This is a genomic window from Virgibacillus phasianinus (assembly GCF_002216775.1).
In the GTDB taxonomy this organism is placed as follows: domain Bacteria; phylum Bacillota; class Bacilli; order Bacillales; family Amphibacillaceae; genus Virgibacillus_F; species Virgibacillus_F phasianinus.
The window spans coordinates 1,857,761-1,878,043 of sequence record NZ_CP022315.1 but is presented as its reverse complement, the minus strand read 5'-3'; the positions used below and the strand labels follow the sequence as shown (position 1 = coordinate 1,878,043).

General features: G+C 42.2%; 15 protein-coding genes and 2 pseudogenes. 1 reads left to right on the top strand and 16 read right to left on the bottom strand.

Features of this window, described 5'->3' with window-relative positions; all coding sequences use genetic code 11:
• Positions 1-39 precede the first annotated feature (39 nt).
• The 6 genes and pseudogenes from CFK37_RS20695 to CFK37_RS09200 all read right to left on the bottom strand — a co-directional run bounded on the left by CFK37_RS20695 (position 40) and on the right by CFK37_RS09200 (position 8,790).
• Positions 40-285: an FIMAH domain-containing protein gene (locus CFK37_RS20695; RefSeq protein WP_425445378.1), complete on the bottom strand. Its 246-nt coding sequence runs from the start codon at positions 283-285 to the stop codon at positions 40-42.
• Between the two features lie 18 nt (positions 286-303).
• A pseudogene (locus CFK37_RS09220) lies at positions 304-1,590 on the bottom strand (exo-beta-N-acetylmuramidase NamZ family protein); the annotation flags it as partial.
• Between the two features lie 711 nt (positions 1,591-2,301).
• On the bottom strand, positions 2,302-2,889 hold the full coding sequence (locus tag CFK37_RS09215; protein ID WP_089061582.1) for a CalY family protein: 588 nt from the start codon (positions 2,887-2,889) through the stop codon (positions 2,302-2,304).
• Positions 2,890-3,064: 175 nt separating this feature from the next.
• Entirely contained in the window at positions 3,065-5,107 is a 2,043-nt protein-coding gene (locus CFK37_RS09210; RefSeq protein WP_089061581.1) for a glycoside hydrolase family 3 protein, read from the bottom strand.
• 435 nt (positions 5,108-5,542) lie between these two features.
• Entirely contained in the window at positions 5,543-5,740 is a 198-nt protein-coding gene (locus tag CFK37_RS09205) for a DUF2188 domain-containing protein (protein ID WP_089061580.1), read from the bottom strand.
• A 449-nt stretch (positions 5,741-6,189) separates the two neighbouring features.
• Entirely contained in the window at positions 6,190-8,790 is a 2,601-nt protein-coding gene (locus CFK37_RS09200) for an MMPL family transporter (RefSeq protein ID WP_089061579.1), read from the bottom strand.
• Positions 8,791-8,921: 131 nt separating this feature from the next.
• Here CFK37_RS09200 and CFK37_RS09195 point away from each other — a divergent pair, with 131 nt between their 5' ends.
• Positions 8,922-9,467, top strand: coding sequence for a TetR/AcrR family transcriptional regulator (locus CFK37_RS09195; protein WP_089061578.1), 546 nt, complete (start codon positions 8,922-8,924; stop codon positions 9,465-9,467).
• 70 nt (positions 9,468-9,537) lie between these two features.
• Here the strand turns inward: CFK37_RS09195 and CFK37_RS09190 are convergent.
• From CFK37_RS09190 to CFK37_RS09145, 10 genes and pseudogenes are all read right to left on the bottom strand, one after another.
• Positions 9,538-9,675: pseudogene (locus CFK37_RS09190) on the bottom strand (D-cysteine desulfhydrase); the annotation flags it as partial.
• A 21-nt stretch (positions 9,676-9,696) separates the two neighbouring features.
• On the bottom strand, positions 9,697-10,992 hold the full coding sequence (locus CFK37_RS09185) for an aminotransferase class I/II-fold pyridoxal phosphate-dependent enzyme (RefSeq protein ID WP_245837346.1): 1,296 nt from the start codon (positions 10,990-10,992) through the stop codon (positions 9,697-9,699).
• A 46-nt stretch (positions 10,993-11,038) separates the two neighbouring features.
• Positions 11,039-11,623, bottom strand: coding sequence for a cysteine dioxygenase family protein (locus tag CFK37_RS09180; RefSeq protein ID WP_089061577.1), 585 nt, complete (start codon positions 11,621-11,623; stop codon positions 11,039-11,041).
• A gap of 149 nt (positions 11,624-11,772) precedes the next feature.
• Complete coding sequence (locus CFK37_RS09175; RefSeq protein ID WP_089061576.1) at positions 11,773-12,486, bottom strand: GntR family transcriptional regulator; 714 nt, start codon at positions 12,484-12,486, stop codon at positions 11,773-11,775.
• 226 nt (positions 12,487-12,712) lie between these two features.
• Positions 12,713-14,155, bottom strand: coding sequence for an aldehyde dehydrogenase family protein (locus tag CFK37_RS09170; RefSeq protein WP_245837345.1), 1,443 nt, complete (start codon positions 14,153-14,155; stop codon positions 12,713-12,715).
• Between the two features lie 23 nt (positions 14,156-14,178).
• Complete coding sequence (locus CFK37_RS09165; protein WP_089061575.1) at positions 14,179-14,928, bottom strand: SDR family NAD(P)-dependent oxidoreductase; 750 nt, start codon at positions 14,926-14,928, stop codon at positions 14,179-14,181.
• Positions 14,929-14,932: 4 nt separating this feature from the next.
• Entirely contained in the window at positions 14,933-16,003 is a 1,071-nt protein-coding gene (locus CFK37_RS09160; protein WP_089061574.1) for a tartrate dehydrogenase, read from the bottom strand.
• Between the two features lie 304 nt (positions 16,004-16,307).
• Positions 16,308-17,783 carry an amidase gene (locus CFK37_RS09155; RefSeq protein WP_089061573.1) on the bottom strand — a complete coding sequence of 492 codons (1,476 nt, stop codon included), beginning with the start codon at positions 17,781-17,783 and terminating at the stop codon, positions 16,308-16,310.
• A gap of 358 nt (positions 17,784-18,141) precedes the next feature.
• The gene (gene panF, locus CFK37_RS09150) at positions 18,142-19,611 is read right to left on the bottom strand and encodes a sodium/pantothenate symporter (RefSeq protein ID WP_089061572.1); all 1,470 of its coding nucleotides are present in this window, start codon (positions 19,609-19,611) and stop codon (positions 18,142-18,144) included.
• A complete protein-coding gene (locus tag CFK37_RS09145) occupies positions 19,608-19,916 on the bottom strand; it encodes a YhdT family protein (RefSeq protein WP_089061571.1) in 309 nt (102 codons plus the stop codon). The genes panF and CFK37_RS09145 overlap by 4 nt, the downstream gene beginning before the upstream one ends.
• Positions 19,917-20,283 lie beyond the last annotated feature (367 nt).

Here is a 20,283-nt window from a genome sequence, read left to right as displayed (position 1 = left end):
CCAGTAACCTGGAGGGCCTAGCTCATCAAATATCACCCTTTATTGCCATTGTGCAATCAATGCATTCGTATCAGCCTTTAGATGCTTATAAGCTTTCTCGGGAATCATCCCCTGTTCTTCCTGGTGCTTAAGCAGTACATTAAAGCCCTTCATATGTTTGACAACTTTATTTGCAAGACCCTCTTCTTCGTAGCGAATCACTGCAGTCAAATGCATTTTGAGGGCACGGGCCGTATCAGCCTCAATAACGCCTTCTTCTTCCAAGTGCACAACAAGTGTTTTGATTTCCGTAGCACTTGTCTTGTAAAGTAGGTAGTCCCTTCGCAGTTCTTTAAATTCTTCTAGATCTCCCTGCCAGTTGCCAACGATTTCTTCCATTGAAGCGCCCTCATTGATCATGTCACGAATCCATCCATTACCTACCAATAGATCGAAAAAGGAAACGCCATTACTGTTTTCAGCACGGAACTCAAAATCGTCTGGGTACAAATCATGAATGGTTTTCACAATCGCAAGTCCTGTTTTGATAGGCTCGTAGTTTTCACGGTCCGTCACATGGATTTGGAGCCCATGGACAAGCTCCCCTGCATATTTCGAATACAGTGGTGTGAAGGATGCCGCCCGGAAAAGAACTCCCGGAAGGTCAAGTGCGCTTAATTCACTGACAAGTTCTGGACTATTGATATACGGAGCGCCGATTAATTCGAATGGTCTCGTCGTACCCCGTCCTTCCGATACATTTGTTCCTTCAATCCACGCTGCCCCCGGATAAACGGTCGCCGTGTCTAATGTTGGCATATTTGGTGAAGGCAGCACCCATTCAAGCGGCGTATCATCATAATACATGGAACGTTCCCATCCGTTCATTTCAACAACCGTTAAATCAGCTCCTATGTCATACTCATTGTTAAACAATTTCGCCAGTTCGCCAACAGTCATGCCGTGTCGAATTGGTATCGGGTATTTTCCAACAAATGAAGCGTAATCCGGATTAAGAACCGGTCCTTCAACCTTATTGCCTCCGATTGGGTTCGGGCGGTCAAGTACCACAAATTCAATGTCGTTTTCCGCAGCAGCTTCCATAGCGAGTGCCATCGTATAAATATACGTGTAGAAGCGTGTCCCAACGTCTTGAATATCAAACAAAAGAACGTCAACACCTTCTAGCATTTCTGGTGTTGGCTTTTTCGTATCACCGTACAAGCTGAAGACCGGCAGTCCCGTTATCGGATCAATATAAAAGTCAACACCTGCACCTGCTTGGGCACTGCCTCGTATACCGTGTTCAGGCCCGTACAAGGAAACCAGATTGACATCAGGATGATTGTAAAGTACATCAACGATACTGTTTAAATCCTGTGTGACACCTGTCGGATTCGTAATTAAACCAACGTTTTTCCCTTCAAGCAAATCTAAATTTTCCTCAAGTAACACCTCCACACCAAGTTTAAATGCTTCATCATGGTTGTGTACTTTCTTACCTGTACTTCCATTCGTTTGCGCGAATACTGCCGTTAAAAGTGTCGAAAATAGCAACATCACACCCACTGCTGTAATGGTAATTTTTTTCTTCAATTTACTACCTCCCATTAGAAAAGCTCAGGGCGCCCGTTTAGAAGCGGACGCATAAGCAATTGGCCGTAGATAGAACGCATGGGTTTAGCGTTCGTAGTGTCCATTGCTTATGACGGCAGCTTCTGGGTGCTGGAGCTAGACATATTTTGGTTTTACTGATCTTTTTAGAAAATCTTGGCTTGTCGCCAAGAACTAATGGCGAAAGCCTTAGATTTTTTTATACTTTATACCGATAAAGATTTATACTCTTAAAGTGTTAAAAGTTGTAGTTGAAATCTTCACTATCGAATGAACGGGCAACTGCCACAACAATGTTTACGGGCGGGAATCAAGCCAAGTCGGGAGACAGCAATCCGACCTCGGGCCATAACACATCTGACTCAGGAGAGAGCACAGCCGACTCGGGCCGCAGCACATTCAACTCGGGAGACAACCAATTCTCTCCCGAGTTGGACCTGCTGTCTCCCAAGTACTACCTATTTTCGCCCGAGTTTCGCACTCCGTCTCCCAACTTCCATACTGCCCCGCCCGAGTTGGAGTCCGCCCCTCTTTACGTCGAACCGATGTTGAAGGCTAAAGTTTAGACTGCGCTACATGCTGATCTTCGCCGGTTGCTGGACACTGGATTCAGGCACAGCCGCCCATTAAGCACTTCTACTTCATTCCTATTCATTTTCATGTTAACAAAAGGGAAGGTACCCACCCCTTCCCTTTTCAAGTCATTTGTTATTTTTCTCCACCAGTTGATTGCTGTGCATTAAATTTCCATTGTAGTTTCAAAGAATCCCCTTGGAATTGATTTTGGTCCTCTCCGTTGTCAACAAAGTTAAACTTGACTGCGAAATCATCAAGGCTGCCCGCTGGAAGTCCTTTTTCACCAAATTGCGGGTAGAAAATGTGTTGATTTACTGCTTCAGGTGTCATATTTTGCAGTTCAGCTAAAGAAGTTTGGTAAATAACTTCATCAAGCTTATCTGCGTTGTATAGGAATTCCACTTGGATATGCTCACCAAAATCCTCGGTGTTATCCCCATTGGCATCTATGACGGAATAGCTAGTTTCCAGCGATACCTTGCTGATATCCAAATTACCGTTGTTCTGCAGTTCAAAGGTGCGAACCATCCAATCTCCGGGCTTGATGTTGTCGACATTAATGATTTCTGTCGGTTCCGCAGATAAATCCAGCGTGCCTGCTGCAAACGTATTATTGGTCACCTCGCTGTCGCTAAAATACGCATAGGTTCCTCCACCTATCAAAGATAACCCGATTGCTGCTGACATTACTCCCATACCAAGCTGTTTTTTAATCCCCATCTAATTTTCCTCCTTGTTTGATCCCTTAATTTTCGAGGGTCTTTTTATTTGATGCTTCATTGGGCGGGTTGCCATATGAAGCAGTACAACCTATTCTGTATTCGCATTTATTTTTCTTTTAGCTCGACCATTCCCTTAGCAGCGGCATTGCCCGGCTGAATTGATATCCGCCGTTCTAAAGGTCCTTTGACCATTTCTCAATCAACTGGTCTGCCTCCGTCTCAAGGAAGCTATGAGCCTTACCGGAAATCTTGCCATTTTCCTGCTGATGGTCGAGTAATCGTTTAAATCCTTCCATGTGCTTAACGACTTTTTCCGCTGATGCTTGTCTTTCAAAAAGGCTTACCGCAGTTAAATGCATCGTTAGGGCCCGGGCAATACCATCGTTGTCAATTTCTCCCTCAGCCTGCAGGTTTCCGACCAGCGTCTTCATCCCTTCCGCACTTAGCGGGGTGCTAACGTAATCCAATCCGTGACCATATTCATACAAGTCCGGAATCGTTACCGGAAGCTCCCCAGAAGGGTTGATGTCACCGGCTATAACGCGTCCAAGTGCTTTAATCGAAACGTCCTGATATCCGTAAGTTGCCAGGTACCCGACGACCTCTGGAAACACCATCAGGTCATATGGGTTTCGAATGGCAGTGGCGATGACTGGTTTCCCCGTTTCGATAAGCCTATCAACAAGCTTTTGCTGTGCGCTGTTTGTATTAGCCGTATAGGTTGTCACAATCACCTTATCGGCATTTTGTGCTTTTTCGACTGCTGTATCAATTTGTGCGTCTGTTGGCGAAGTGCTCGTTTGATAAGCATCAGTTTCAAAGCCCTTTTCATTTAAAAAATTAGAAAGCAAGTCGGGCTTTGCGCTTGACGGACCTACTATCTGTACATCTTGTTCTTCGTTTAATGGCAATACGTTGTCCTCATTTTTAACAAGTGTAATACTTTTGTTAGCGATTTCGTCTGCCAAAGCTAGATGCTCTTCCGTACCAAGTTTTTCAATTGCGCCAGGGTCAGTGTATGGATTCTGGAACAAACCTCGCTTCATTTTCAATTCCAAAATGCGGTAGACGGATTGATTTAGTCTCTCTTTACTAATCTCACCGTTCTTGACGGCATCCAGAACTTCATTGTAGGCCTTTGGGACATTAGGTGGATTTAACAGAATGTCAGCACCTGCCTTGAAGGCGGTCACTGACGCTGATTGACCTGGAGGTAATATGTTAGCGCCTGCCATTCCCAAACTGTCGGTAATGATAACGCCTTCAAAATTCATTTCTTCACGTAAAAGCCCTGTCAAAATTGGTTTGGAAAGTGTTGCTGGGAGCCCGGAATCATCCAGTGCCGGGACAACAATATGTGCAGTCATGATCGCATCAATACCAGCATCAATTGCTGCTTTAAAAGGTTTTAAATCAACTTCATGGAGTGTCTCAAGATCGTGGTTGATAATTGGTAATCCATAATGAGAATCGACAGCTGTATCACCGTGCCCCGGGAAATGTTTTGCAGTTGCAATAACATCTTTTTCTTGATACCCCTCTACTTGAGCAACTGTCATATCCGAAACGAGTTTCGGATCCTCACCGAAAGAACGGACACCAATTACGGGATTTGCAGGATTTACATTAACATCGGCAACAGGCGCAAAGTTCATATTGATGCCAAGGCTTTGTAATTCTGTGCCCATGACCGCTGCTGATTTCTTTGCGTATAATGTCGAACGAGTAGCACCAAGTGCCATATTCCCAGGAAAGACAGTTGCGGGGCTGGTTACCCTTTGTACAATACCGCCCTCCTGATCCGTCGAAATAAATAACGGAATTTGCATTTCTTGATCCATAACAATTTCCTGAAGCCCATTGGAAAGTGCATTGACTTGTTCCGGATCAACAGGCAAGTCAACATTATCGTTCCAATTGTAATAAATCACACCACCAACGTTATATTTCTTAATAACTTCAGCAAAGTTTTTTCCGCCGCGATTCTGTTCTAGGTTTATCTCTTCATAATTTGGATCTGTCGGTGCCTTTCCATAGACATGAACAATAAACAGTTGTCCGACTTTTTCCTCAACTGTCATATCCTGCATCTTACTTTGAATCCAATCTGGTTCTACAAGCTTGTCCTTGCTTTTTGCAAAAGAATTAGCAGGAAAAGCTAGGGTGAAAATGAGAATACACGAAAACAACAGCAACAACGGTTGACGAATTTTCATTGTTTACCTCTCCTCAATTTTGATTTCTGCTTACACGTGTTCGATCTGCAGCAATTGTAAAATGAGTAGGTTGTTATAAAATGTAGTCTCTTGTTGGTTGATGTTTGCAACAGACATTAGAAAGCCTTAGAGTTTTTTATACTTTATACCGTTAAAGATTTATGCTTTCTTTCTTAAAGTATAAAAAAACAAAACTGTGACAATTTACCTAGGTAATATTTCCCTCCTTTTACATAATTTTCACACATCAAGTATATATGCATTGTCGTAGTATGTCAATTTAAAAAATATCGAATATACAAATAATTTGAAATAGGGACAGTCCCCCGCCACACTAACGCGTTAAAGCAGTGGGGGACTGTCCCCCCATTGCAAGGGATACAAAAAGGAACCAGGGGAAATTTCCCCTGGTTCCTTTTTGCGAGTTACATAGAATCAGAATGTCCGTGTTTCTACGACCTCGTGATATTTGTCTAAAATGGATAACTTACTCGGACTGTTTTCTTCCGCTATCTGTACCGCCGCATTTATTGCTTTATCATATTTATCGTACTCCTCAGTTGGCGCAACATCTTCAATCTTTACGAACCAAGTTGTCGCATCTTTATTTGGAGTTACAGTATAATGTTTCATATTAATAAACCACCTTTATTTTTTAGTACCATCTGTCCTCTTTCCGATAAACGGTTAGGGGTAGTCCCATTATAGGCTTCTCTTCATTTATCGTTTCCTATCGTCCGAAGCATCTGGTTATCGCCTATATTATGAATTTACCCTGTACATAAAGCAGCAAAACTTACATGAATCAAAAATCCTCATCAATTGGCAACACCATTTTCCACCCATTTGATTTGCAAGAATAACACTTTTACTGAATATGGGAATCAATCTAAGAGAGTAACATTTCATTAAATCGCTTACACACCGTTAATTTTGTAATATATTGACAAACGGGGCAACTGATCAATGGTGGTCTAGGTTGAATTTGGATAAACAGGAAGGTTTGGAAGATGTGAAAAGTTAATTTGTGGTTAGTATAGATTATTAGGATGGAGCTTATGGTGCTCCATCCTTTTTATTCATTAAACGATTCGTTTCACTAACTCATTGAGTTCATGAATGTTTTCACCTTGTTGGTTCAATAATTTCAGCGTCTCTTCGTTCAAATTCTGTTGATCAGAAATCTTGTTTTGTTTGATCAGCTCATTGAGCTCATGGATATTCTCGCCCTGTTGGCTCAATAATTTCAATAACGCTTCCGAGCTTGCATCTTGTTGTTCAGAAGACGTTCCAGTCGTATTCTTGTAGTCTTGAGCAAATTTGTGGTAAACAGCTTCATGGTGATCTTTTGCATAATTTAACAAAGCAGTATATAAAAGATCTTTTTTTGAAATGTTTTGTACTAAATCATTATATAATTGTGCTGTGTGTTCATCATTTTTCATTCGTGCATGATGATAGGACATTTCCGTTTGTTGACGATTGTCATATACACCTTCACTAAACGATTTATCATCAGTTGCAGCTGTTGTTTTTTGTACATCTTCATTTTTTAGGGCGTGCCCTTCAATATCTACTTTAGGTAAAATACGATCTAGCCATTTTGGGAAATACCATGATGCGCGCCCAAATAATGCTGTTAAGGCAGGTACCATCATCATACGGACAATGAATGCATCAAAGAGTACACCGAATGCTAAGGCGATACCCATTGATTTTATCATGATATCATCCTGGAATACGAAACCAATGAATACACTGAACATAATTAGTGCTGCTGCAACGATAACAGGGCCGCTTTCCTTAAGGCCTGTTTTGATGGAGTGAATATTATCTCGCGTCTGCTGGTATTCCTCGTGAATACGGGACATTAGGAACACCTCATAGTCCATTGCAAGTCCAAATAGTAAACCAATTGTTATAATTGGCAGAAAAGCAAGGACAGGACCGGTTGTACTGACTCCAAACAAATCACTTATGAAGCCATCTTGCATGATTAATGTGGTAAATCCTAACGTTGCTGCCAGTGACAGGACAAATCCCAACACAGCCTTTAATGGAATGATAAGTGAACGGAAAACAACCATCAATAACACGAATGCGAGTAAAATAATGACACCTGCAAACAATGGAATCGCGTCATTAAGTTTCTCAGACATTTCAATATTGATGACAGTTAAACCTGAAATCTCCGTGTGTAAATCGTATTTATCTTCCGCTTGTTGATTATAGTCACGTAATTCGTGAACTAAATCATAGGTTGATTCATCGTTCGGCCCTTTTTCGGGAATGATTGAGATCAAAGCATAGTCTTTACTTTCACTCATTTGCGGTTTTGTTACTGTTGCAACGTGATCCATGCTATTCAGATCTTCAACCATGTTTGATAAATCTTTTTGTAATGCTTCCGGATTGCCCTTATCAGAAACATCTGCAAGCATTGCGATTGGGCCATTAATTCCTTCGCCAAAACCATCTGCCATTATCCCATACGCTTGTTTGACTGTTGAATCTTCAGGTTGCATGCCATTATCAGGAATACCTAAACGCATATGCGTGAATGGTATTGCTAGCGCAGCTAATAAAATCAGTCCGGCTAAAAATGCAATAACTGGTTTACCGACAACAAATTTTGACCATGGTGTATTTAAATCACCACTATTTGCTGATTTATTCCGTTTTGGTTTGATTTTCTTATGGAATATGCTGATTAGTGCCGGAAGTAATGTAAGTGCACTCAAAACGGCAAATAACACACTGATTGCAGATGCAAAGCCCATCACTGTTAAGAAATCTATGCCCACAAGTGCTAGCCCACATACAGCAATAATTACCGTGACACCTGCAAAAATAACTGCGCTGCCGGCTGTTCCTAGTGCCATACCAATTGCTTTAACATGATCCGATTCCGTTTTAATAATTTCACGGTATCTAAAGAGAATAAACAGCGCATAGTCTATACCTAAAGCGAGTCCAATCATGACTGCTAGAGTTAATGCTATATTTGGAATATCAAATGCATATGTCAATAATGCGACACTTCCGATACTGGAACCAAGTCCTATTACAGCGCTGATGATCGGCATACCTGCTGCAATTAATGATCCAAATGCAACCAGCAGGATTACAAATGCAACAACAATACCAATAATTTCAGGTGCCGGGCTTATTTCTACATTGGCACTCAGTGCATTACCAGTCAGTTCCGTCCGTATATCATCCAATGAATTCACGGAATCCTTCACATTTTCAATAGAGTCATCGGTGATGGATGTTTTTGAAACATCATAATTGATATCTGCAAATGCTACTGTTTGATCCTTGTTTATTTGTCTGTTTTTATAAGGATCCGTGATACGATCGACATGTTTATCGTTTTCTTTTACTTCTGTTAACGCATCCTGAATGGTCTTCATCGTATCTTTATCTGTGATGCCTTTTTCCTCATCAGACTTGAACACAACTCTAATAGTTGCTTTCTCACTATCATGGTTGAATTCTTCCGCGATTTTGTCATTCGTACCTAACGACTTCAATCCATTCATTTTGATGTTATTGTCAAACTCGGGATTATTTATAATGAGCGGAATGACTATAGCTGCTAGAATCACAACCCATGCTGCTAAAGCAGACCACTTATGTTTTGCAATAGATGAACCTAATTTGTACAAAAACTTTGCCAAAATATTGCCTCCTATAAAAATAATAAACTGTGTAGATTACACATGAAGCATATTACTACTAATACACTTTCATATAAAGATATAATTTATATATATTGTATAGATAAACTACAAAAAAGGAGAAGTGTAGTATGAATGCGACTGATTTAAGGGTTATAAAAACAAAAAAAGCCCTTTCAACAGCATTATTTAATTTATTGGAAAAATATACAATGTCCTCGATAACAGTGAATATGATTTGTAATGAATCTTTAGTGCACCGTACAACTTTTTATAAACACTTTTATGATAAGTATGATTTGTTAATTTATCTATTTAAAAGCTTCTCAAAAGATTACTTTGAGCTGGATTTAAAAGATCGTATTAACTCACCTTTCACGTCTATTTCCTATATTATCAACACACGTATTGATAAAATTAGTAAACGCCAGAAGAATGATCGTAAATTTTATGATACTTTAGCGAATTATTTTGTGGATGTGTTTCAAAATGATATTAAAGAAAATGCAAATCGATTTTCAGTGGATTCAAAGGTACCTAATGATTTAATTATTTATATTTACGGTGCAAACCTTCAGGCAATTATGGATTGGAATCGCAATAATAACGTTGAAAAAAGTTCTGAAGAGCTGGATAAAATTTTCCATAAAGTAGTTAATTTAAAAATTAAAAACTAAACTATCATAAGGGGGGTCAGTCCCCCACCGCATTAACGCGTTAAAGCAATGGGGGACTGACCCCCTTATCTCCTGCTGTCAAACCGAGTAAATCATCCCGTTTCATATAAATAGCAGGTCCGCCAAGCAGGCTGGAGAGGTTCTCCAGTTTTTCAATCGGTGTTTCATTTGCTGTATACTGCCGCTTCGGGTATCTTGTTAAATCCATCGTATCCTCCCTTTCTTTTGATCACCCAAGTTCCTTACACCCCTGATAAACAAGCTCAAACAGCTCACCCAAATCCGCTTCATCAACACAGGAGAATGCAATACGGATGTCCGTTTCCCCTATGGAAATGACGCCCACTCCATATCGTTGAAGCAAATGCTCGCGGAGCCTCTCCGCCTTTACTGATTTAAGTTTAAGGCAAACAAAATAACCTGAATTGAATGGATAGGGCTCAAAGGCATCACGATATTTTTCATTTGATACGATTTCCTTTACCCGCTTCCATCGGGATTCCATTACCGTAAAGTTCCGCTGACGCTGCTGCTCGAAGTTCGGGTTTTGTAAAGCATCCAAGACAAATGTTTGTCCCGGATGCGAGGAACTGGAGACGGATCCCCGAATAGCACCCATAACTTTATTTTCCAATGCATCCTGGACAGCCTTATCGGTTACTCCAAAAGTTAGAAATCCAATGCGGAACCCCCAGGCAAAATGCTCTTTTGTCGCACCATCAATCTTAATCGGGAGAACACGCGGATGCATGCCGACCAATCGCGCGAAAATGGATTCCTTGAATGAACCTTCGTAAACAAGACCAAAGTAGGCATCGTCTGCAACAGCAATCACACTGATTCCAGCATCAGCTGCTTTTTCGATGGCCGTAAGAATTTCGGTAACCTCTTGCTCGGACGGTGTATATCCTGTTGGATTGTGCGGGAAGTTCAACACGATCACAACTTTTCCACCTGTACAAGCAAATATGGCCTCTTCCATTCCTTTTACATTAAATGTGTTATTGGCCGTGAATAACGGATAGGTCACTTGATGACTTCGATGCCGAACATCAAATGTCAGGTTATAGTTATCCCAAAACTTTTCTGGTACGACAACGGTATCCCCTTCTTCTAAAAACAGGTCCCCCACAATGCTTAGTCCATGGGTAAGGGAACTAGTTACAATAGGGAGACTGAACTCCTTGTTTGCTAACGAGGGATTATCCCTGACCAGCTTCTTCTTCCACTCTTGACGAAGCTCCATCTTCCCGGCTGGCGGTGCATATGGATACAAATCCTTTGGGTCATACGCTGACAGCTTTTCTTGAAACAGGGATAAGTGCATGGGCTGCCTGTCTTCTGTTGCCATACCAATCGTGGCGTTAAATCGGTGTGCCTTCTGTTGTGCCTCTATCCCTTGGCTCACAATTCCTTTGGGAAAAAACATTGATTTTCCAAGCTCCGATAACATCTTATAAATGTTAGCATCCTGTGTTTCGATAACCTGGTTTAGTTTCATTGCCAGTTCGTTGTACATTTCCATTAACCACCATTTCCTTTTTCAAATCATAACAAGAATTATAGAGCACCTATGATTCTTCCGTATAGGCAACAATGTGTTTGCGTACTTTAAACGTTTCTTCCTCTTCAAGCGGGTCAAAAATCTTAAATTTACGAAGCTGTTTCCCATAAACATGAATCGTAATAGTAGGTTTGTCCCCCTGTTGTTCAAGGATATGACAGTCTGCTGGCGGCAGAAGCTGTCCGGTACTTTGCTGATTAAACGTCATCACTCCCGAATTACGGAGTTTGACAACATCATCGGAAACGTCCTCCATTTTCAAGAAATTGGTTACTTTCATACGCCCGGCGGCAACTCCCTCTACGCCCCACGTACCATCATGGTCATGTATTGGTGTAGCCTGACCTGGACTCCAGACAAGGGCAAGCACCTCAAAGCGGTCCTGTGGATCCCAGTAAAGAGAGTGACGTGCGTAGTGATCTGCATCTGGTTCCATTTTTTCAACGGGAAGCCACGATGTATCGCTTATCAGTTTCCCTACTAAATCCTCCGCTTCGTCTACCAGATCGTCATCTCTCTCGCTTTGTTCTACAACTGCAGTCATTTCCCTCACAAAGTCATCTAGATCATAGTGCTTAACTTGATTTCCCATTACAAATGCGCCTCCTATTTTTTATACTTTATACCGAAAAGATTTACTCCTCTACTAAGTGCTTTTTTGAATTTGTATAATTGTATACAATCTAAGCGTTAAAAATGAATAGGCCTTGTGTTAAAACTAGCCTATCGGTAATAATTAGCTTATTGGACTTCATCTACCTGGTCATTTTCATCGTAGTATTTGGATTTTTTAATTGCGTGGACTGCATCCTTCAAGCTATTTTGGATATGCTTTTTCATTGCTGATTTGGCACCAGCCTTATCTCTTTGCACAATACGTTCCAAAATTAATTCATGTTCTTCAGAATCATCCATAACACCGCAATTTTTTTCATTAAAGATGATCCGTTTATATCGATAAATATGGTCATTCAATTGCGAAATGATATTCTTTACTGTTCTGTTTTCACTTAAATCATAGATATAGTTGTGGAATTTGTTACCATAATACAAAAGATCATCAATTTTCCCATCGCCGTACGTCTGTTTAATCATATAGACAATATTGGTTAAATGGTTCATATCATCCTCGGTTGCATTTTCCGTAGCCTGTTCAACCGCTATTTCTTCTAGTTTGCTCCTTACATTAAAGATTTCTTCTACTTCTTTAATGGACATAGAAGCAACCTTAAGTCGTCCATTTGATTGGCGTTCAATTAAATTTTCAAAAACTAGTATTTGCAACGCTTCACGCAGCGGTGTACGACTAACGCCTAATTCTTGTGACAACTCCTCCTCAACTAATACCTCATCAGGCGCCAGTATTCCTTCTAATATTTTTTGTTTTAATTCAAAATATGCCAGATCCTTAGCGGAAATCCTTCGAGGTGAAGATTGGTTAAATAAACGATTCATTTAGTTCACCCCCATTCTTTGTGTAATTGTATACAGTTATTCTATTATAAATATTGTGAGTTGTCAAACATTTCATCACGAAACGATGTTGACCCATTGCAGAGTGAAATATCCATTTATCACCCTGCAACAGAAGTCTCTGATCGAAAACACTTTAGCGCGTTAGTGCAACGGGGGACAGTCCCCATTTAAATGGGGACTGTCCCCCTCCATCAAAGTCCCCACATCAGCTATACTTAACCGCCACATTCTTCATTACGGTATAATTATATAGCGCGGTCCATCCTTTTTCTCTGCCGAACCCGCTTTTCTTATAACCGCCGAATGGCATTTGCACGCCGCCTCCAGCGCCATAATTATTGATAAATATTTGACCGGAATCAATTCTGCTTGCTAAATAGTGGGCTGTACTTATATCCTTTGTCCAAATACCTGTTACCAGGCCGTAATCCGTGCTGTTTGCTAATTCCAACGCTTCCTCGATATCCTTAAACGTAAAAACAGTTAACACAGGACCGAAAATTTCCTCTTGTGCAAGCCTGCTGTCCCTGCTAATCCCGTCAATAATGGTCGGCTGTATATAAAGTCCGCCTTCATATCCTTCTACCTTCACCGAATTTCCGCCGACAAGGATATCTCCTTCCTCTTTCGCCAGATCAATCATATCCATTACATGATGGTATTGTTTATCGTTCAAAATCGGCCCCAGGTCTTTATCCTGAATCCCTGCTCCAATCGTCAGATTTCCGAACCGCTCTACGACTTTTTCCAAAAATTCTTGTTTAAACGATTCCTCTACTAACAGTCTTGCTCCCGCAGAGCAGGTTTGTCCTGCATTCTGAATAATAGACCGGACCACACCTTCCACGGTTTTCTGCCTATCACAATCGGCAAATACAATATTCGGAGATTTTCCGCCCAGCTCCAAGGTTGAAGGTACGACATTAGCCATGGCAGCTTGTCCAACGGCAATCCCCGTACCAACTGAGCCGGTAAACGTAACATGGTTAACGAGCGGATGACCTGATAAAGCTGCCCCAGCTTCCTGTCCATAACCGGTCACATGATTAAACACACCTGCTGGCAAATTAATCTCCTCAAAAAACGCACTTAACCTCATTGCTGTCATTGGTGTATCCTCCGCGCTTTTCACTACAACTGTATTTCCGGTAGCAATTGCCGCTGCAACACTGCGCGAAGTAATTTGCAGGGGATAATTCCACGGTATAATGTGCGCAGTTACTCCGGCCGGTTCACGCACCACATAATCCAGTAAACCATCTTCAATCGGAATGGTATCGCCCATCACTTTATCCGCGGCACCACCATAAAACCGAAAATACCGAATCGCTGCATCCACGTCCGCATATGCCTGCGAAAGTGGTTTTCCTACGTCTATGCATTCCAGTTCAGCCAATTCATCTCTGTGTGATTTCAGTTTGTCGGCAATTTGAAATAAAATTTCGCCACGTTCAAACGCTTTTACCTTTCGCCACTCTTCCCCGTTAAATGCAGCCTTCGCAGCCTGCACTGCCCGATTCACATCTTCCTCTGTTCCGCGGGGGATCGTGGCAATAATTTCCCCGCTGGACGGATTCTTCACATCGATTGTGTCGGTACCGGTACCCTTCGTCCATTTCCCGTCAATGTACATTTGGAATGCTTTCAAAAGATCCTCTCCTTTGGCTCAAATTAGATATTTCTTCCCCCATCTACATGTAAAACGGATCCTGTAACCATATTTGTTTCTTCTGACAACAGGAATTTAACCGACTGTGCAATATCTTCTGGTTTCAATAATCTGCCAAGTGGCACACTTTTTTCAAAGACCTCTTTTTTCGTATCATCCACATTCGCACCTTCTCCTGAAAATTGTCCAAGCATAGTTGTATCAGCTGGACCAGGATGAAGAACATTCACATTAATCTGGTCTGCTGCCAGCTCCAAGGCAAGCGCTTTGGAAAAAGACTCTACCGCCCCTTTGGAAGCAACATAGCATTGCAGGCCTGGCCTTGGTCTAGTTGTGGATACCGAACCAATATTAACAATTTTTCCCTGCTGCTGTTTTCTCATATAGTGAGCAGCTTCCCGGCATGTTAAAAAAATACTAGTCATATTCACATCCATGATTTTTCGATAGTCATCCAGGCTGCAGTCTTCAATCGGTGTTGCGCTTTGAGCAATCCCGAGAATATTGGCCAGCCCATCAATGGATCCAAAACGATCAAAGGTTTCTTTAAAAATATGACGTACCGTATCTTCTGCTAGTAGATTTCCTTGATATGCCATAAAACCGGGGTGGCCATTAAATTCATCAAGCGAATCCGTATGTAAATCACAACCAGCTACATTTGCTCCTTCTTCCAGCAATAATGCTACAGTAGCTTTTCCCATTCCTCCAGCGGCACCTGTTACAATCATCGTTTTCCCTTTCAATGTCATTACATCACCCCATTATTTTTTTCAGTTTCCCGGCAATAACGTCTCCAATTTCCACAGTTGACGCCGTCCCGCCAATATCCGGCGTTAACACTTTTTTCTCTTCCAAAACTTCTTCCATGGCTGTTAAGACAGCGTCATGCAGATCTCTTCTTCCTAAATGCTCCAGCATGAGCGCTGCTGACCAGATTTGGGCCATGGGATTGGCAATACCTTTTCCAGCGATATCCGGAGCAGATCCGTGCACGGCTTCAAACATGGAAGGAAATTCACCACTTGGGTTTATATTTCCAGACGGGGCAAGCCCCAGCCCTCCGACGATGGCTGATCCCAAATCCGATAAAATGTCACCGAATAAATTGGACGCGAGTACCACTTCGAAAGATTTCGGCCGCTGGACAAAATAGGCAGCCAAGGCGTCAATATAATATTTTTCATAGGCGATATCCTTGTTCTTGTCAGCAATTTCCTCTACCATCCGATCCCAAAATGACATTGCATGGACAACGACGTTTGACTTTGTTGCATTCGTTACTTTCGTTAGACCATGTTCCCGGGCATATTGATACGCAAATTCAGCAATTTGCGTGATACCCTGCCTTGTCATCACCGTGTTCTGTATTGCCATTTCCCTCGTTTCCCCGTGAAACATATTGCCACCCGAATCGGTATATTCCCCCTCACTATTCTCACGGATAATGACAAAATCAATCGGATTATCCTGTTTCAAGGGGCTTTCCATTCCACGGAGAAGCTTGACCGGTCTAAAATTAACGTATTGCTGAAAATGTTTTCGAATTGGCAAAATTAAATTCCATATCGTAACGGAGTCCGGCACCCGGTAATCTCCAATCGCACCGAATAAAATGGCGTCAAAATCTTTTAACTGATCGAGCCCATCCTCAGGCATCATTCGTCCATGTTCCAGATAGTAATCACTATTCCAGTTAAATTCTTTGGTTTCCATTTGAAAGGTCGAATCAATTTCGGAAAGTGTCTGTAATATCTTCACTGCTTCCCTTGTCACTTCCGGGCCAATTCCGTCCCCAGGTAAAATCGCAATCTTATCTACGTTCATTCGAATCATCCTTTTTGTTAGAAAATCTTGGCTTGTCGCCAAGAACTAATGGCGAAAGCCTTAGATTTTTTTATACTTTATACCGATAAAGATTTATGCTTTCTTAAAGTGTAAGAAAAGCTCAGGGCGCCCCGTTTAGAAGCGGACGCATAAGCAAGGGACCGTAGAACGCATGGGTTTCGCGTTCGTAGTGTCCATTGCTTATGACGGCAGCTTCTGGGCGCTGGAGCTAGACATATTTTATACATTCTTATCCTTTAAGATAAGAACTGCCCCTTCCAGCAATCCGAATCCATATACTTAATTAAATTTCTGAAACATGGACAGCGGGTTTCCTGCCATGATTCCATTTCCCATCTAGTGCACGCTCGATTTGGGCACCCAGCTGAAGCAGCAATCCATCGTCTCCTTGCCGCGCGAGTGCGTGAATTCCAAACGGCATTCCATTTTCCATCTCAGCCATTGGCAGCGAAATGCCCGGAAGACCGCAGAGATTGGCAATCGAAGTATACGCGAATATGCCCCAGAGATTCTCGAACCAATTATAGACGGAGGGGTTATCACTAATCGTCAAATACTCTTTCGTTCCAAGTAATGGCGTGGGCGAGGCCATTACCGGTGTCAGGATAATATCCCAGTCCTCAAAGAAGGTTGCAAGCTCCCGGGAGGTTTTATTAAATACTCCCTGCATCCTGGCGCGTTCCGCATAGCTGGCAAATCGTCCCTCTTCAAAGACCCGAATACACATCGGTTCAATCAGATCAGCAGGTGGACGTTCCAGGCCCTTTTGCTCCAGTATGTTCGAAATCGTTTGCGCAAATTTCATGATATATGCCGAAGTTTGTGCTTCGTAGGCGGCATGAAGATTAACATCGGGAACAACCCACTCCACGTGATGGCCAAGTCCCTCCAGGAAATGAGCCGCACGTTCCAATTCAGCTACAATATGCGGTGTTGCCCGGTAATCACCCCACTCATGTGAAACAGCGATACGAAGTTTTTTTGGATCGCGCCGGATTTGCTCGGTGTATGACTCAGACGGCTTCCAATACGGCATGAACTCCCCAGGGGCTCCACCTCTGCAATTATCGACAAAGGCAGCAGTATCACGGATCGTTCGCGTATGGCACCCTTGAGCAGAAACTACATTCATCAGGTCGGAACTGTTCGGGGCCGCTGAAAAAACGCCACGGGACGGTTTCAAACCGATGTTGCCGTTCACACCTGCAGGAATTCGAATCGAACCACCACCATCCGTTGCATGGGAGATTGGAATGATTCCTGCTGCAACCGAGGCCGCCGTACCAGCCGAGGAGCCGCAAGTTGTATAGTCAAGATTCCACGGATTTCGCGTAATATAGACGTCCGGGTTCTCTGCCGAACTGCAAAGGCCAAACTCTGGCGTTGTCGTTCGACCGATAATGTTAAGACCAGCGTTACGGATTTGTTTGGTCAGGAAACTATCAGCAGTAGCGCGGTTTCCCTTCATCATAAGCGAACCCATTTCCTGCAGGCGGCCTTTGACAGTTGAACTTAAATCCTTCATTAAAAATGGCACGCCCGCAAAGACCCCTTCAGGATCCATCCCATCCTTCAAGGGATCTTTGACAACGTCATCAAAAATCTCAATGACGGAGTTGATCTCAGGGTTTAAGGCCTCGACGCCAGCGGAAACCTGTTGGGCCACTTCCCGCGGGGTAATCTCACCATTCCGTACCAATTCCGCAATACCCATGGCATCAAGATCAGACCATTCATTCCAGTCCATCACTAATTTCATGAAACATCACTCCTTACTAGTTTGATAGTTTTTATAGTATAAAATATGGTAGGGTTTCCACAGTGGATGAAAAGAGACCACTGAAAAAGGGAAATTTAGAACAAAATATGTGGATCTATCATCGCATCTTGAATATACGTCGCTTTCCGCGGGCGAGTGTCGAGTCTCCTCGGACTGCCGTCCTCCGGGGTCTCGCCGATCTCTCACTTCCCGCAGGAGTCTTCGTATATTCAAGATGCTAAGTATAGGTGAAAAATGAAATTATTAACATCCACCACTTTTTCAGTGCACTCGATGAAAAAGGATGGGAGTACACTTTTCAATCTAAATGCCCGGATGGACCACCAGAATATCTCCCCTACGCTCCCTTTCTAATATTCCGTGTCGGAAATTCATAGGCTTCCTGCTTAAAGATCAAACTAAACACCACAAATACAATCAACGAAAGAAACACCGGAACTGTAACGGTATGTACGCCGAATAAATCGCCAAAAGCCTGATTATAAAAGTGAATGGCAATATAAGAACCAATACCGGTAATCATCGAAGCAATCGCTCCAGTTTTATTGGCATATTTCCAATACAACCCTAATATAAGCGGCCACATAAACGCAGCTTCTAACCCGCCAAATGCAAATAGGTTCAAAAAGATTAACAAATCAGGCGGACTAATGGCTAGCAGAAAAGCAACAATACCGATTACCGCAGTCACACTCATACTTACTGTTTTAATCTGTTTTTCCGTTGCCTTTGGTTTGAGGTAATTTAAATAAACATCCTTGACAATCGATGAGCTGACTAACAACAACAACGAGTCTACCGTCGACATAATTGCTGCTAAAGGACCAGCAAGGAGGATACCGGCAAGCCATGGCGGCACTACCTCTAAAGCAATAAATGGAATAACCTTGTCCGCTACTTCAATCCCTGGCAGCACCGGTCTCGCAAACACACCGATTAAATGCATCCCAAGCATAATCGTTCCTACTACAACAGTCCCTATCATAATTGCTCGATGCATGGATTTAGAATTTTTATAGGACATTGCCCTAACGGCAACCTGTGGTACAGCAACAACACCAACACCGACAAGGATCCAGTAAGAAGATACGTAGGAAGCTGTTAATGAACCGTCATGACCAAAAGGTGTAATTAAATTTGGATTAATAGATACCAAATCAGAAAAAATAGTGGATAATCCGCCCCCAGCGATGACTACAGCAACAAGCAATAGTATTGTTCCAAAAAGCATGACAATTCCCTGAACCGTATCTGTGATAACAACAGCGCGAAAACCGCCAATCGTTACATATACCAAGACAGATGCCGTAAAAATAAACAAAGCAGCCGTATAATTAATTCCTGTCACCGACTGAATGAGATATGCTCCCCCAACCCATTGGGCGGCCATTGCAGAGAAAAGAAAGACGATAATGCTGAAAGCTGCTAACAGGACAACTGCTGTACTTTTATATCTTTCTTTCAAGAAGTCAATCAGCGTTACGGCATTATACCGCCTTGCTACAATTGCGAACTTCTTTCCCAATATCAGCAGCACAAAATATCCTGTTGCCACTTGGGTCATCGCAAGCAAAACCCAGCCAAATCCAATGGTATACGCTGCACCCGGCCCACCTAAGAAACTGGATGCACTGCCATAGGTTGCTACCATGGTCATGGCCAGAACCAATCCTCCAAACTCACGGCTCCCAAGAAAATAATCGCTTAGAAAGCCCTCTGCCTTCGATAATTTCCGGTTCGACCAGATTCCGATCAGGAAAATCACCACTAGAAATAATAATAATGGGGTAATCACATTCCAATTCATACGTTCATCACCTCATCTTCGTCTTCTTCGTTTTCATCTTCATCCTCCAGCGATATATCTGTCAGTAAAAACTTAACCACGATAAAAACCAGCACAAACATGAAAAGCGTTCCCAAAATCAAACTGAAAAAGATCCATGCCGGAAACCCCAGTATGTAAGTATATTCTTCAGGCGGTTTCGAACCCAGTCCATAGGCAAAACCGTACCACCATACAAAATTAATGACGGCCAATATACAACCAATAATGGCTTCCCGGTTAGCTATTGCAAAACGGCGTTCCTGCTTTCTTTTTTTATTCTCCAAAGTCAATACTCCCTTCGTAAATTCATGTGATTTCACAATGTAATATGAGTAACTATTATGGAATTTGATCTTGGATGTTAATTGACACGAAAGCCTTTATCCTAATCATTTGAGAAAGACTTCAACCCCTTCCAAAGAAAAAAGTGATTACTTATTGGCAACGCTTACAGAAAGGCACAAATTACTAATCCAAAGTTACGTATAATTTAGCTTCCTTCCCCATTTTTAATGTGATTCTTGTACGCTCACATACTAGCGAATTTTCTTCCCCTATACAGAAATCAAAATATATAGTATATTTAGGGATATCTACTTACTACGTATGATGTACTATGTTGTACACATCCTACCAAATTAAATTTCGTTT